This window comes from Acetobacter indonesiensis (assembly GCF_000963945.1).
Classification (GTDB): Bacteria; Pseudomonadota; Alphaproteobacteria; order Acetobacterales; family Acetobacteraceae; genus Acetobacter; species Acetobacter indonesiensis.
Genome location: NZ_BAMW01000008.1, coordinates 25,027 through 40,757, shown reverse-complemented (window position 1 = coordinate 40,757; position 15,731 = coordinate 25,027). Strand labels below are relative to the sequence as shown.

Here is a 15,731-nt window from a genome sequence, read left to right as displayed (position 1 = left end):
GCTCATAACCTGAAGGTCATAGGTTCAAATCCTATCCCCGCAACCACTTCCATCATAAATCCCTACAAATCGACGTCTGATAGCCATGAAATACTGGCTTATCAGATACTTAAACACGTCTCGACCTTCGAAAGAGGGCAGGGCGATGCTGCGCGTCCGCGCCATACCGTGGCCTACAGGGCCGCCTTCCTTTGTTGTTTCAGACCGCGACAAACAACAAAGGAACATCACTATGAACAACAGAACAACTTATTATCCCGGTCGTCAGCGGCTGGCCTGGCTGTGTGATCACACGCGGATTACTTATCCAGAGGGAAGAATCCAGATGTGGAACATCCTGATCTGCGAGTGGCAGGAAGTTAGCCCTGACACTTTGTCGAAAATTTATCCGGCTGTGGTCCGAGGTTCTCTGACGGTTGATGAGGCATGGAAAGAAATCGAGCATAGTGCTCGGATGGATCCCTCTTATGAGGGAGAGCGGCCTCCTTTTGAGGATTATTCAACGCAGGCCATAAGTCGCTGGGCGTATGAAAACCAGAGAATATCAGTAGACGACGGTAAAATGGAAATAAGAAATCCGATTGATCGAGAATGGTACAGGAAGGAAAATCGTGATTGGCAGACATATATCCCGAATGATTTCTTTTGTGGAAAAAATAGAGCAGTAATATCGCGCTGCTTTGTAGCAGCGGAGCGTGAACTCAGAGCGCCAGAAAGTAATACTGTAGTCAGTTCGGAAATATCTCCTAAAGATGCAGTCTGCAGATTATTATTTGGTGGCGGTGGAAAAAATGTGCTGATTTTATCTTCCGAAGGAGAGAGTCTGGATTTCGATTTTGATGTTTTTGAAAAATGGGTGGCTTTGAATGAGGGGCACGTGACGTCAAAACGGATCGTGGAAGACTTTCTGGGACGCTCCTGGCCGCCGGGAACGCTAGAACTTCGCATGTTGAACACTACGTTAAAAAAAGCGGGCTGGAAAGCACAGCGAAACGCTTATGAACGCTGGTGGTCTAAACAGTAACCGGTGTAAATGCAGGTGGTCAGAAACCGTGGTTCCTCAGAGAGATACACGTTTCTGACCACCTTGTATTTTAGAAAGTTTTCACTGTTTCTGTTTTAGCGCACATAGTTGGGGTTCCGGAAAAATGCTTATCCAGATTGGAGCACCGCGATTATGCGAGTAATGCGGGCGTTCGCGGCTTTTCTGTGAAACTATCTTCCATTGATATACTGATACCTACATGTTGGGGTATAACCATTGAAGAACGATTGACTCAATTATCCACATTGGTAACGGTCATACCGTGCCCAATAATGCACCTAATTGCGGCTGACTATGAACCACCGATCGTGGTCGGCGAAGGTGATCTTACCATATCGAGTTCCACGAGCTTCAAATACTCGCTGCGTGGTACGCCAGCAGATATCGGTCATGCCCTCCGATCGCTCTGCTGGATCGATGCAGTCCCCTATGATGGCACACTCCGGGAGAGATTGGATCTGACGACGTCTTCCGGGCTGTCGCTTTTAGGCGGTTGGATGAGACCCAGTATCCGCCTCACGGATGACGGTAGAACATCGACCTTCAACGGGGAGATGACTCACTTTCGTTCCTAGATGACGGAGATTTTGAAGAGGGGACTAAGGTCGCGTTTACCTTACCGAACGCCTCCCGCGCTGGCTTGGTGCTTCGACGTTTCATGGATGCGACCGGCGACAGGAACATGCGCGAGAAGGCGTTGACAATCGATGGAGCCGAGTTGCATCTCGTGTTCGACGATGACGCCGACTTACTGATCATGCTTGCGCCTGCGAGCAACATACTTTTCCCTCCGTTTGCTGAAAACTGGCTATGTGAACCGTTGCGCATTTTGTTCGGTCAGCCTATCTATCCACGCTTCGTCCTGCGTCAATCCACGAAGCAGTCGATGAACTGGGTTAGACCATCCCCGGTGTGGCCGCGCCAATCAAAGGCTAGCGCTTTGTGGCAGGGGCCAAAGCAATTGAGCGACAGGGACGGTTTCTGGGAAAGTTACCGGCGGCTGCTATCGTACATCACTTGCGGCCATGATCCGAAGGGCGTCCCCATTTGGGAGGCCAATCGGCGGATCCAGTTCTACATAGAAGTAATTCAGGTCGCGTGTGGTTCGCGTTGGGTATGTTGAGGGCAAGTTCAATCGCATTTTGATGTGCGTACGGATCGGACATGGAGGTAAGGATGACTGACGAAACAGGCTTATTATGTCCGCCATGGAGAAAGGTTCTGCTGAGAACGTGCGACCTTCGTGGTAAAGTCCCATTAAGACACCGGGCATTCAATGAGTAAGCCATCTCTCCCGACGATAAAACGGCTCTTCGCGCAGACGGGGGGACGTTGCGCTTTTCCGGGGTGTCCGACGCCAATCGTGGGCAAGAATGGAGCGATTATCGGCGAGATCTGCCACATCAAAGCCCGCAATCCAGGCGGGGAGCGTTACGATGCGCACCAAAACGAGGCAGAGCGGCAGGGCTATGACAATCTGCTGCTGCTTTGCCCAACGCATCACAGGACCATTGATGCTCAGCCGGAGGCATTTTCGGTCGAGGTGCTGCTCGACATGAAAGCGCGGGCCGAAGCAGCAAGTCGCGAGCCCGAGCGTCCCGAAGACGCGTTCTTCGCTGCTGCTTTGCTTGCAAAACTTGGCAATACCATAATCACCGAGAACAAAGGCAATATCGCGATCAACAGCCCCGGTGCTGTGCAGACGGGGACGCTCATCCTCAAGACGATGAGTAACAAAACAAAGATCCTTCCGCCCGCCGGATCGATCGGAGCTGATGGTGATAAACGGGGTTATGTCAAATATTTAATCGATCGCTACATACAGTTTGCGAAGGCCGGCCCCGGCCGATCCACACCTTTCAAGCCGGCGATTATCTACACCTCCATCAAGCGGGAGTTCGGGGCTCAGTGGGAGCTTGTGAGCCTCACTCGTTTCGCAGAACTGTGTCTCTATCTCGAGACGCGGATCAGAAAGACAAGCCTCGGTAAGGTCAATGCGACGAGGGGACAACCGCTCTTTTCGAGTTTCGAAGAGTATCTTCGTAAACACAGAAAATAAGCTGGACGGCTTATTGCACTTGTTGGGTGCGATTGCCTGAATGTAAGGCAGGTCGCCGCCATTCTTGTCTGCGGCCTAGGTTACGCGGAAGGTGCGACCGTCTCCCTCCGTCTCAGGGGCAGGCAGTTCATTTCATGGTCCCTGCCACTTATGGCGATTATCGTGCTTGCTTATCTGCCGCCCAGTTGCGGAAACACCCTATGTGTTTGCTAATGCGATGCGAGCCGCAGCACGCGCGGTCGGTGAAGACGTCGTCGACCTCGGTATGGGCAATCCTGACCTGCCACCGCCCGAGCACGTCATTGAAAAGCTCGTTGAGGTTGCAGGTCGACCCGACGGGCATGGCTATTCCTAGTTGTCAGATTGCCCTGATGCATGCTTCGCATCGGGGAGACGACATGCTTGTCGATTTGCGCACTGTATTCGGCACAATCAGCAGAAAATTCTCTTATGATCTTTTTCTCCGGTTCAGTCTCATGAACTTGACGCCCGATCAAATATCCGAAGTGCTGTCTGATCCTCAAAATCGTGAAAGAATTAAGACGTTTCTGGACAGGTTCTCTCTGCTTGTATGGGAAAGGACGGGTGCTTTATGAGTATCGTTGAAACACCCGATCCGCCTTATTACTCTGTTATTTTTACATCAGTAAGGACAAAGACTTCCGACGGGTATGATGAAACTGCTCTGAAAATGGTAAGGCAGGCTGAAAGCCTGGATATGATTTCTTTAGTTCTGCTCTATAACCCGGCGAATATTCCAGAGCATGCGACGGCGTAGCAGTCCGCTGACGGGACGGATCAGAAACCAGTAAGGCGTAAAGCATCGTCTGGCCTTGTCACTGAGGCAGAGAACACGTGTTTTTGGTTATGAGGCGACACCTGCTCCTGCTGATGGGCGCGACAGTAAAGCCAAGAACCAGTTTACAGATATCTCCCTGTTTTGTGGCTATGAAAGCATCGGGAGAGGGAAGGGAGCAAAGTCCATAATCAGCACGCCAGAATGCTCCCGCCAGACCATAGGCAAGTGTGTGTTCCGTACGGGCCAGAAGGGTAAAATCATCCAGATCCAGTGGTGGGGCTGACAGGTGCTTTAACAATCGCCCTGGAAGTTCTCGTAGGGAGATGACCTGGCGTATAAGCGGATCACCCTGAACCCGATAGTCTGCGATGGCATCAAGAATATCAGAAGGCTGACCGTGAATGGTTATCGCGTGACGTTCGAAAAAATTGTAACGGGGGAGGAAATAATCAAAGACGTCTATCAAGACCTTATCATTGCCAGGTGATGATGTGGACATTCCAGAGGGCCTCTGTTCAGTGGAAATTGCGAGCTTTGATAGATATGTGCTCATCGCCAGGCACTCTGCCGCATCGTATGCCTGTGGAAGACCGGTTTCCGACGTCCGCGAGTAGGCCGGAGAGGTCGGTGATCTCCTTCGCCACCAGATGTACGACCTCACCTTCTTTCTGGAGCATGCCTTTCACGGCAAGCATCTGGCCACCAAGTACGACGCGCCGGTTCGCATCAAACATGTCCGGCCAGATGATGACGTTCATGTTGGCCGTCTCATCCTCCAGTGTTAGGAATACTACGCCTTCCGCCGATCCTGGTCGCTGCCGGACCAGAACCAGCCCCGCCACGGTGAGACGCTTCCCGTCCTTGGCATTCAGGGCCTGCCGACAGGATATGATGTCTAGCGCCCGAAGATCCTTGCGCAGAAAAGTAACGGGATGATCCCGCAGGGTCAGGCCAAGCCGATTATAGTCCCGCACCACCTCGGCGCCATCCCGCATGGGCTGGAGCAACACATCCGGCTCCTCCGCTTCTCGCGTTACTTCCGCAGCAGCAAACAGGGGCAGCGGTTCGTCCCGTAAGGCCTTAATCGCCCAGAGCGCCTCGCGCCGTGCCAGCCCAAGCGAAGGGCGGAACGCGTCAGCCTCGGCCAGATGGTTCAAAGCTGCTGCTTTCACCCCAGCCCGACGCCATAGGTTATCGACCGAGGTAAACGGGCCTGACGCTCGTGCGGCAACAATCCGGGCGGCATCGTCATTGGCCAGCCCCTTGACCAGATTCATGCCCAGCCGCACGGCGAACATTCCGTTGGGGCTTTCCGGTCCTTCCAGTGTGCTGTCCCAGCGTGAGGTATTGGCGCAAACGGGCCGGATTTCCACACCGTGCTCCCGCGCATCGCGGACCAGTTGCGCTGGCGCATAGAACCCCATCGGCTGGGAATTCAGGAGTGACGCCAGAAATACGTCCGGATGGGTGCATTTCATCCAGGACGACGAATAGGCGAGAATGGCGAAACTGGCCGCATGGCTCTCGGGAAATCCGTAGGAGCCAAAGCCTTCGAGCTGCTGATAGATCCGTTCTGCAAATTCTTCAGGATAACCGTTGGCGCGCATGCCTTCGATCAGCCGTCTCTGGAACTGCGAGACGGTACCAGTGTTCTTGAACGTCGCCATGGCCCGACGCAACTGATCGGCCTCGGCGGCGGTAAATCCGGCACAGATCATGGCGACCTGCATCGCCTGTTCCTGAAACAGCGGGATGCCAAGTGTTTTACTCAGAACCGCTTCCAGTTCAGGTGTCGGATAGTCTTCGGGCTCAAGGCCCTCACGGCGACGCAGATAGGGATGCACCATATCACCTTGTATGGGGCCTGGCCTTACGATCGCCACTTCAATGACGAGGTCATAAAAGACGCGCGGTTTGAGCCGTGGCAGCATGGACATCTGGGCGCGGCTCTCAATCTGGAACACACCGATCGTATCGGCCTTGCGGATCATGGCGTAGGTGCGCGGATCCTCGGCCGGAATGCTCTGAAGCGTGAAGTGCTGGCCCTTTTGTTCCGCCAGCAGGTCGAGCCCTTTTTTCATGCAGGTCAGCATGCCGAGGGCCAGAATATCGACCTTCATAAATTTCAGGACGTCGATATCGTCCTTGTCCCATTCAATGATCTGGCGCTGCTCCATCGACGCAGGCTCAATGGGCACCAGTTCATCCAGCCGATCATGTGTGAGCACAAAACCGCCGGGATGTTGTGAGAGGTGACGGGGGACGCCGATCAGGCAGCGGGCCAGATCCAGCGTCAGGCGAACACGTCGGTCGGACAGATCAATACCGCAGTCATGCAGGGCGTCATCGTCCAGCTTGCGCCCCCAGCCGTGAATCTGGCCCGAGAGTGTGCGGATCAGGTCTTCGGGCAGTCCCATCACCTTGCCGACATTGCGTAAGGCTCCCTTGGCGCGATAGCGGATCACCACGGCTGTCAGGGCTGCCCGGTCACGCCCGTAATGCTCATAGACCCACTGGATAACCTGCTCGCGTCGCGCGTGCTCGAAATCCACGTCGATATCTGGCGGCTCGCCCCGTTCCTCGGAGACGAAGCGCTCGAACAGGAGGGAATTACGAGCCGGATCAATGGCAGTGATGCCCAGCACGTAGCAGACAGCAGAATTGGCCGCCGAGCCACGGCCCTGGCAGAGAATATCCTGACTGCGTGCATAGTGGACAATGCTGTTCACGGTCAGGAAGTACGGCGCATATTCCATCCGTCCGATCAGGCTGAGTTCGTGGTTCAGGCTCTGGCAGACCTCATCCGGAATGCCTTCTGGATAGGTACGTGACGCAGCTTCCCAGGTCAGCATTTCCAGCGCCTGCTGGGGCGTCTGGCTGGGCACGGACACTTCATCAGGATACTGGTAGGCCAGATCATCGAGCGAGAAACGGCAGCGCTCCACGATCTGTATGGTGCGGGCGACCGATTCGGGGTAACGCACGAACAGTCGACCCATCTCCTGTGGTGGTTTGAGATAACGGTCGGCATGACGTTCGCGGACGAACCCGGCCTCGTCGATCGTGGTGTTGTGCCGGATGCATGTCACGACATCCTGCAGGATGCGTCGGTCATGGGTGTGGAACAACACGTCATTGGTCACGACGGTCGGCACTTGCGCCTGATGTGCCAGGTTGGCAAGCTCATACAACCGCATCTGGTCATTGGGACGGCGCAGGAGGGTGAGCGCCATGTAGGCCCTGTCGGCAAAGACGTCCTTCAGCTTGCGCAGATGCAGCGCGCAGGCATCATCCGCCGTGTCGGGGATCATGACAACGATCAGGCCCGCGCCCCAGGCCACCAGATCTTCCCAGAGCAGATGGCATTTTCCTTTCCCGGCACGGGCCTTGCCGAGGCTCAGCAGGCGGCAAAGGCGGCCATAGGCAGCCCGGTCCATCGGGTAGACCAGCATAGGCGGGAAATCCGCCAGATCGAGACGGCATCCCACAACAAGGCGGAGCCCGACCTCTTTTGCCGCGACATGGGCCTGCACTATCCCGGCCAGGGAATTGCGGTCACAGATGCCCAGTGCTTCGATGCCAAGGGCCTTTGCCTGCGCAAACAGTTCGATCGGGGAAGACGCCCCGCGCAGGAACGAGAAATAGGTCGTCACCTGCAGTTCGGCATAGCACGGTGCCGAGATGCTCATCCGAAGATCCCGTGCAGAAACCAGCCCTGCGAGCCCGTCTCGCCATGCTCACCATCACCGGCACGGTAAAGCCAGAAGCGCTCGCCGCTGGTGTCCTCTACCCGGAAGTAATCGCGGGCAATGGTCAGTTCGGCGTCATTCTTCCACCATTCGCCGAAGACACGCTCCGGCCCATCGGCGCATTTCACTTTCCGCCGCACACCCCGCCAGATGAAGAACAGCGGCGGCTGGTCCGGCAGTTCCGCCATGGCCTGCACCGGTTCCGGTCGTGCCAGCAGGCGTGTCGGACGCGGCCAGTGCTCCGGCCAGTTCTTTGTCTCCTCGGGGGCCAGGGCAGGCACGCGGCAGAAGGAGCGTTCGGGCAGATCGCTTTCCACGGGGGCAAAGCGATACAGCGCCTGCATGCCGACACGGTTGGCCAGTGTGTCGATCAGGTCGGACACATCGGTCTCTTCTTCGGCGATGAGGGAGGAGACCGTCTGCCGTCGGTCCATGGGTTCCGCCAGAGAGGCGATCAGCACCATCCGCTCTATCCCGAACCCCGGATCGATGGTCTCGATTTTCTCGCACAGCAGTCGCGTCAGGCGTGTGACGTCACGCACCGGCATGGCGGTCGCCACGCGGATCGCCTCGGTGCGGCTGTCCACCCGATGCAGCAGCAGGTCGAGGCGGCGCACGCCCTGTCCACGTTCGTCCAGTCCCTGGCAGAGCAGCGGCACCAGCTTGCCGATGTATTTGGCGATGGTTTCGGCGGCCCCGATCGGCTCGGCAAAATTACGGCTGACCTCGACCGGATCAACCGGGCGGACTGGCACGATGGCTTCACCCATACGCCCGAACGTCTGATCCAGCCTGCGGGCGATGTCGGGGCCAAACCGCAAGGCCAGCGGTGCGCGGGGCATGGCGGCCAGTGGTCCGATGCGGGATACGCCCAGCGTGGCCAGACCCTCAATGATAGGGGAGGGCAGGCGAAGTGCTTCAAGGGGAAGATCGGCCAATACAGAAGCGGTGTTACCCGGTGGCATGACGGCAATCGGTGCCCGGCCATAGCGGGCCAGTGCGTGGGCAGCGCCCCAGGTGTCCGCCACCACGGCCTTTGCCCGGAACCCGGCTCCCGCCATGCGATGCACCATATCCTTGAGCATGGGAAGTTCGCCACCATGCAGGTGATCCGCCCCCGTCGTGTCCAGAACCAGTCCGTCTGGTGCATCGACCGCTACAATGGGCGCGATCCGGTGCTGAAACCACAGGGCAAGTTTTTCCAGTCCGAGCCGGTCGCCTTCGGGATCAGCGTCCATCAGCACCAGATCGGGATACAGCGCCTGAGCCTTGGCGACCGGCGTGCCTGGGCGCAGCCCCAGCTTCCGGGCGGCAAGATCGACCGACAGGACAACCCGACGTCGTCCTTCACGCCCCGCCAGCGCCAGCGGCGTTTCAGGCGCGGGCGCGTCTGGCCCAAGTCTTTTCCTGATCCGGTCGGTCGGCCAGAGTGGCAGGTAAAGCGAGACGATCCGCGACCGGGATACAAGGGGCGAGCCTTCCTTTGGCATCACAGGCCTCCACTTCAAAATCGGCACATTCGCCCGCCCGGGCGCGGATCAGTTCCAGCAGCCAGCGGGGACGGCCCACACCGGGAACCGGCAACGGTCCGGAAGGCAGGACGGACACCCGCCAGCGTGTCACACTGGCGGTTGGCTGGCCGAAATCTGCCGCATCCGTCTGCCGTCGCCAGCGTCGGATGGCGATGCCAAGCGAACCAGACGTTTCAGCCGCCAGTTGCAGGCGACGTGAGGCCGTCATGGACAGACGCGCCACCTCGGCGACCACGGCCCCCAGGCCGCCATGACGCAGTCCTTCCTCGAAACAAGCCAGCACATCGACATCCGAACTGGCCTCGACAAAAATGGTTCGTCGTGCCGACAGCCCCACCTGTTTAAGGGAGGGAGCGAATACGTCCTGACGGGTGACGATCCACAGCACCTTGCCGCGCGTGCGGGCTGCAATCCCGGCGCAGAACTGACCGGCGGCCGCACTGTGCAGGGCATCATTCCCGCCGCCCGCCACCTCGTGCAACGCGCCCAGCGCCAGACCGCCACCGGGCAGACGGGTGTCTATCTCGCGCACACCAAAGGGCAGCACCGTCCGGCGTCGGTCGCTGTGCCCTTCGAGACGGCTGATTGCGGCCCGAAGCGTCTCCAGACCGGGTTTTTTATGGATTTCAGCAGTCATGTCACGGCTCGACGGTCCTTGTGCAGGCGTATTTCATGATTATATGTTCCTGATTTGTTCTAATCATGCTACGCAAGTCAATGCAAATTCGCTCCGTATCCGGCATGCTGGTGTCCGATGTTTGATCAGTATCGTTGATGAAAGTGCGCTAAGGAATTGAATCCAGAACCTTCTCCCGCTTCAGGCAGCGACGATTATCTGTCCCGTCTGAACGACGCCCAGCGCCAGGCCGTCACACACGGGACCGGAGTCTCGCCGGGCGGGGCGGATTCATCCCCGCTGCTGGTCATCGCTGGCGCCGGATCTGGCAAGACCAACACACTGGCCCATCGGGTCGCGCATCTGATCACCTCAGGCGCCGATCCGCGTCGTATCCTGCTGCTGACCTTCTCCCGGCGTGCCAGTGTGGAGATGACGCGCCGGGTGGAACGCATCTGCAAAACGGTGCTCGGCGACAAGGCCGGACCTCTGGCTGACGCGCTGGCTTGGTCCGGGACGTTTCATTCCATCGGTGCGCGGCTGCTGCGGGAGTATGCCCAGCAGATCGGTATGGACCCTGCCTTCTCGATTCATGACCGTGAGGATTCCGCTGATCTGATGAATCTGGTCCGCCATGATCTGGGGTTTTCAAAAACCGAAAAGCGGTTTCCCGGCAAGGGCACGTGTCTTGCCATCTATTCCCGCGTGGTGAATTCCGGCGCACCGCTCGCCGATGTATTGCTGAAGCACTATCCGTGGTGCGCGGGCTGGGAAGCCCAGCTCAAACAGCTCTTCGCCGGTTATGTCATGGCGAAGCAGGAGCAGGGCGTGCTGGATTACGACGACCTGCTGCTGTGCTGGGCGCAGATGGTCAGCGACCCGGTTCTGGCGGCCGATATCGGTAGCAAGTGGGATCATGTGCTGGTCGACGAGTATCAGGACACTAACCGGCTGCAGGCGGATATCCTGCTGGGCATGAAGCCGGACGGGCGAGGCCTGACGGTGGTGGGTGATGACGCGCAGAGCATCTATGCCTTCCGGGCGGCGACCGTGCGTAACATCCTCGATTTTCCGGCGTCCTTCGATCCCCCGGCCCATGTAGTGACGCTGGACCGGAACTATCGCTCGACGAAACCCATTCTGGATGCCGCCAATGCCGTGATCGGCGAGGCGACAGAGCGGTTCACCAAGGATCTGTGGACCGAACGGGCGTCGAAGGAAAAGCCGCGACTGGTCACCATCTGGGACGACACGGCGCAGGCTAACTATATCGCGGATCGGGTGTTGGAAGAGCGTGAGGCCGGCACACCGATGAAGCAGCAGGCGGTGCTGTTCCGGGCGTCGCACCACAGCGGCACGCTGGAGGTGGAACTGACCCGGCGCAATATTCCGTTTGTGAAATTCGGTGGCCTGAAGTTTCTCGACAGCGCCCATGTGAAAGATGTGCTGGCGTTATTGCGCTTTGCCCAGAACCCGCGCGACAGCATCGCGGGCTTTCGGGTTTTGCAGCTTCTGCCGGGCGTTGGGCCGGGTTCGGCCCGACGCGTGCTGGATACGATGGGCGAGAGTGCCCATCCGTTCGAGGCGTTGAAGGATGTGAAAACCCCGCCGCGCAGTGGCGAGGCCTGGACGGGTTTCGTAAACCTGCTGACCACTCTTGGCAGCCATCAGGTCAGCTGGCCGGGCGAGATCGCGGCTGTACGCTACTGGTATGAACCACATCTGGAGCTGCTGCATGAGGACGCCTCCACCCGTCTGGCCGATCTGGTGCAGCTGGAGCAGATCGGCGGGGGCTATCCGTCACGCGAGAAGTTCCTGACCGAACTGACGCTGGACCCGCCGGATGCCACGTCCGATCAGGCTGGCGTGCCATTGCTGGATGAAGACTATCTGATCCTCTCCACCATTCATTCCGCCAAGGGGCAGGAGTGGAAGAACGTGTTCGTCATGAACGTGGTCGATGGGTGCATTCCGTCCGATCTGGCGACGGGCGAGCAGGACGACATCGAGGAGGAACGTCGTCTGCTCTATGTGGCCATGACGCGGGCGAAGGACAGTCTCGATATCATGGTGCCGCAGCGTTTCTATGTGCATGGCCAGCACAGCCGGGGTGACCGGCATGTCTATGCCTCGCGGACGCGCTTCATCGACCGGGACATGCTGCCTTTGTTCGAAGCCGTGTCATGGCCAGTCGTGAAGCCGGAAGAGCAGGAAAGGCAGGATGCGGTGAAGTCCGTGCGGATCGATATGGCGGCCCGTCTGCGCGGCATGTGGTCGTAAGGGAGCAACGCCGATGTGCAATCTCTATTCCATGACCTCGAACTCGCAGGCGATCCGCGAGATTGCGAAAGTCCTTGAGGATCGCACGGGTAATCTCCAGCCGCTGCCCGAGATTTACCCGAATACGATGGCGCCAATCGTGCGGAATGGCACGAACGGTCGTGAACTGGTCATGGCCCGCTGGGGCATGCTGACACCGCCCGGTTACCTGAAAGGCCATTGCGGTGTGACCAATATCCGCAATCCGGGATCTGCATGGTGGAAGCGCTGGGAAGGAGTGGCGCATCGCTGTCTGGTGCCGCTGACAGCGTTCTCGGAACTGGAGCGTCTGCCTGATGGCAAATCACGGCCTGCGTGGTTTGTCCGGAGCGACGGTGAGCAGTTGGCTTTCTTTGCCGGGATCTGATGCCGGTGGACGTCGGTGCGGAAACTGGCCGACAGCGAGACGAGGGATGACCTGTTCGGGTTTCTGACCACCGAGGCTAACCGGGAAGTTGAAGCGATCCATCCGAAAGCCATGCAGGTGATTCTGACGCAGCCAGATGAAATTGGATGTGTGGATAAACGTGCCGGTAGCAGCGGCTTTGGCGCTCAAGCAGCCGCTGCCGGACGGCGTAATTGTACGTGTTGTTGAGTCGCCATCATCCTTGGAATGAATGCAGCGGGATGGGGAGCAGTAAGTCCTGTTTCGGTTAGGAAATATAAGAAAGCACAATAATAAACCCTGTTAAATCTTAATGCGGTCTACTGCTTAAGTCCCCCTTCAACCGAATTATTTCATAATTTCATCTCATCGTCGATCGTGCCCTGAATGAGCGAATTTAACAAAATTTCTGCCTGAAATAATAAAGATATGTAAATATACTAGCCACCGTTCCCTTCTGTCGCATTTCTATAAGCTATTTCATTGCGGTATTCATTAATTTCTAGTTCTATACTAGACAGATCGCTTCGTATCATAAATCCATAACGCTGCGGCTCAAAATCCATAGCTTTTTTTATAACTTGTATATCTCTCTGAATTGTAGAAATTTTTTCCCAAATTTCGTCATCTGTCGGAATGGTGGTGTACGAATTATCACGGTATCCATTTTTTATAAGCTGATTAATTTTACTAATTTGAATCATTATTGGATCTGATGGAGAAGGCCTTGCAAGTTTAGCGAATAGGGTCTGCCCACATCTTTCGAGTAGGTCAGAGTCATCAAACTGTAATTTCCAACTTTTTTTAAGCTCAATGAGATCATTTTTAGTTACTGTTTTAACCCATATACGATCATTGATGCAGTCTATAACCGTATAGATAACCGGTAATTTATGATTTTCCCAATAAGCTCTATGAGATTCATCAATATAATGTATAGGTGTTCTATCTACCTCAAGAGATATTGTTGATTTTATTTGAACTCCTATGTAGGCGCCTGTGGCCGTTCCAATATCTGTTACTATTTCAATAGTTGCATCGATTCCAACATCGATTCCTGATGCAATACGACAAATGTGACCAAATTCTTTTGTAATTTTATAGGAGAAAAAATAGACCCCCTGTTGATCTGTTCTGTTTTTTTCTGTGAACTTCATCATTAATCCTCTTCGTTTATCGATTTAACTAATATCATTATAATTAAAAATAAGTTACTCCTTAATTATATAAGGTGCCTATGGGAACAGAGGATATTTGTCTCTCGTGTTTGATCCCATAGCATCCTACTGATGCTATCTTTGCTATGTCTATGTATTGAATGCGAGACTATAAAATAAAAACATATTTTATTTTCCATATCTAAATATATGTTTAATTAAAACTTCTTAATAAATTCCATAATACTTCCTATACCAATTACTTTATTATAATAATTACAATTATGAATATAATCCCTATCGTGATAAATATGAATACTATTATGTCCGCCATGCGAAAAGCTTTCCTTGGCACTTATGGCCGGAATGAAGGCGAGTGCCGTCTGTCTGCTTATGTATTACTGAGCGGAATAGCAGATCAGGGGTGATTCAGGTTTGTCCGCTTTACAGAATGAACATTCAAGAAGCTGATATCATCTACAAGTCCCGATGCAGTTCAAACGGGTCTACGGCCATGCGCAGCACTGCCTGCAGTGACGAGGGGCCGTAGCCATTACCCGTTCGGTCTCGTCCGGCGTCTTATTCAGCGGGCGAGCTTTTTTCTCTTCCGACAATTGCAGTTCACTAACATTATGCTAATTGGGAAAGATGAACGCCTTCCTCTAGTCCCAACTTATCATAGGGGTGATTTGAAAATGTTGAAAGCCTCTGGAGACTATTCGTGCGTTTCAGACATTGTAAGTTTCATAGACGAATCAGGTATAAATGGACTTGTTCGAAATCTTAAGCCGCAGGATGATGAAAAAATCTCTCTTATTTGCGCTTTACCTATCCCAGCAGAAGATATTTCCTTTGTAAGGCGGTTGGTCGCGCCATATTATAAAATATTCAGTGATGCTGCACCCATCGGTCAGAAATTGCACGTTACTTCGGCCTTTGCTCCAGATCAAGAACAATGGCGCGTCGCTGCAGAAGTGGCGCGTAACGGTATATTTGATGTTATCAAAAATCGTAAGCTAATCATTATTTATGCCGCAAGAAGATGTGGGCGTACACGTTTGGCTTATGAAAGAAATAAAGAAGATAGAGTTAAAGCTGCTCTTATTAACCAAGAGAGCGATCTTACTATCCCTGGAATAGAAAGGCCAGGAAACGAATTTACTTTAGAGTTACCGATGCTTACCCTTTTGGCTAAAATTAATAGTTTTCTATATAAATTGGGGCGACTGCGGTCGGATATCTGTTCTGATGAGATTGACCCAAAGTGGAGACGTGCATATGGAAAGATAATAAAAGATCTGCATGAAATTAGGGAAAGCGATTGCTATGTTATAAAAAGAAAAATCAGCACGAATGAGGTTATAAAGTTCGATGCAAAAATAAAATTAGAAACAAACATAGAGGAAATTCCGTCTCGAATCGGATTAATTCTTGATTCGAAGAAAGGTCAGTGTGTCGGGGACGACCCACTTATATTTATGGCAGATATCGTCGCAAATCATTTGCACAGACACCTTTCTTCTCTTGATATTTCGTCCCCTCTAAATGCGTCAGAAAGCATAACGGGTTGGGAGTTGGGAGTAAGGACAGTTATTAGCAAGAATTCATGCTTACTAGACATTGTCTAATCTTCTGGAGTGTAATGAACGAGATGCCCGTTTTGGGTGCAATAAAGGCTTTTCCGGTTATTATTTTCCAGAGAAATCGCTTGTGGTGCATAACACTTTCTGGGGCGACGCCCCTCCCCACCAACTGGTCCGTAAACGGCCGGAACAGGGCGAGTTGCGGCGCAACCAGGAGAAGGGATACCGCTTAGGGCATTCGGGCGCTCCTAGATAAAGATTCATCGCGATGATCAAACGCAAAAAGGGAGGGGCGCATAGATTTTTTTGCCAAGGTAAAATGCACGTTCGATATGGACTGAGATCCGTTTTATTCGCTCTGTAGCAGATGGCACATCGCGAGCCGACTTGGCTCTCGATTGACAAGCCACTTCGGAGCCTTGCTACAAGCCCCAGCGATTGTGCGGTTTTACAGATAAAGATCTGATGTTCTGGAGTAAGTCTGTCA

At 54.5% G+C, this 15,731-nt stretch carries 11 protein-coding genes and 2 pseudogenes; 8 read left to right on the top strand and 5 right to left on the bottom strand.

The genetic code is table 11. The annotated features are described in order from the left end of the window. The first annotated feature begins 232 nt into the window (after positions 1 to 232). From Abin_RS03960 to Abin_RS03945, 5 genes and pseudogenes are all read left to right on the top strand, one after another. Positions 233 to 1,024 carry a hypothetical protein gene (locus Abin_RS03960; protein WP_048845069.1) on the top strand — a complete coding sequence of 264 codons (792 nt, stop codon included), beginning with the start codon at positions 233 to 235 and terminating at the stop codon, positions 1,022 to 1,024. 679 nt (positions 1,025 to 1,703) lie between these two features. Further along, positions 1,704 to 2,168 (top strand): hypothetical protein, encoded by a 465-nt coding sequence (locus Abin_RS03955; RefSeq protein ID WP_146867745.1) that lies wholly within the window; start codon positions 1,704 to 1,706, stop codon positions 2,166 to 2,168. Positions 2,169 to 2,321: 153 nt separating this feature from the next. Then, positions 2,322 to 3,104: an HNH endonuclease signature motif containing protein gene (locus Abin_RS03950; protein ID WP_048845067.1), complete on the top strand. Its 783-nt coding sequence runs from the start codon at positions 2,322 to 2,324 to the stop codon at positions 3,102 to 3,104. A 217-nt stretch (positions 3,105 to 3,321) separates the two neighbouring features. Next, positions 3,322 to 3,456, top strand: a pseudogene (locus Abin_RS15770) (aminotransferase); the annotation flags it as partial. 240 nt (positions 3,457 to 3,696) lie between these two features. Continuing rightward, a complete protein-coding gene (locus Abin_RS03945) occupies positions 3,697 to 3,882 on the top strand; it encodes a hypothetical protein (RefSeq protein WP_174766874.1) in 186 nt (61 codons plus the stop codon). Positions 3,883 to 3,940: 58 nt separating this feature from the next. On the opposite strand, the gene Abin_RS03940 is transcribed toward Abin_RS03945, so the two are convergent. The 4 genes from Abin_RS03940 to Abin_RS03925 are packed head-to-tail and all read right to left on the bottom strand — an operon-like array spanning position 3,941 to position 9,821. Further along, a complete protein-coding gene (locus tag Abin_RS03940) occupies positions 3,941 to 4,402 on the bottom strand; it encodes a hypothetical protein (RefSeq protein ID WP_306309183.1) in 462 nt (153 codons plus the stop codon). Positions 4,403 to 4,418: 16 nt separating this feature from the next. Next, a complete protein-coding gene (locus tag Abin_RS03935; protein WP_048845065.1) occupies positions 4,419 to 7,592 on the bottom strand; it encodes an error-prone DNA polymerase in 3,174 nt (1,057 codons plus the stop codon). Continuing rightward, positions 7,589 to 9,142, bottom strand: a complete 1,554-nt coding sequence (locus Abin_RS03930) for a DNA polymerase Y family protein (protein WP_255319416.1) — start codon at positions 9,140 to 9,142, stop codon at positions 7,589 to 7,591. Before Abin_RS03930 ends, Abin_RS03935 begins: the two co-directional genes overlap by 4 nt. Further along, positions 9,027 to 9,821, bottom strand: coding sequence for an ImuA family protein (locus Abin_RS03925; protein ID WP_048845064.1), 795 nt, complete (start codon positions 9,819 to 9,821; stop codon positions 9,027 to 9,029). Before Abin_RS03925 ends, Abin_RS03930 begins: the two co-directional genes overlap by 116 nt. A 156-nt stretch (positions 9,822 to 9,977) precedes the next feature. On the opposite strand from Abin_RS03925, the gene Abin_RS03920 reads away from it, so the two are divergent. Then, positions 9,978 to 12,080, top strand: a complete 2,103-nt coding sequence (locus tag Abin_RS03920) for an ATP-dependent helicase (protein ID WP_048845063.1) — start codon at positions 9,978 to 9,980, stop codon at positions 12,078 to 12,080. A 13-nt stretch (positions 12,081 to 12,093) separates the two neighbouring features. Continuing rightward, positions 12,094 to 12,736 (top strand): annotated as a pseudogene (locus Abin_RS03915) (SOS response-associated peptidase). Between the two features lie 208 nt (positions 12,737 to 12,944). On the opposite strand, the gene Abin_RS03910 reads toward Abin_RS03915, so the two are convergent. Next, positions 12,945 to 13,664: a DUF4365 domain-containing protein gene (locus tag Abin_RS03910; protein WP_048845062.1), complete on the bottom strand. Its 720-nt coding sequence runs from the start codon at positions 13,662 to 13,664 to the stop codon at positions 12,945 to 12,947. A 692-nt stretch (positions 13,665 to 14,356) separates the two neighbouring features. Between Abin_RS03910 and Abin_RS03905 the strand changes: the two genes are divergently transcribed. Next, positions 14,357 to 15,289, top strand: a complete 933-nt coding sequence (locus Abin_RS03905) for a hypothetical protein (protein WP_146867723.1) — start codon at positions 14,357 to 14,359, stop codon at positions 15,287 to 15,289. Positions 15,290 to 15,731 lie beyond the last annotated feature (442 nt).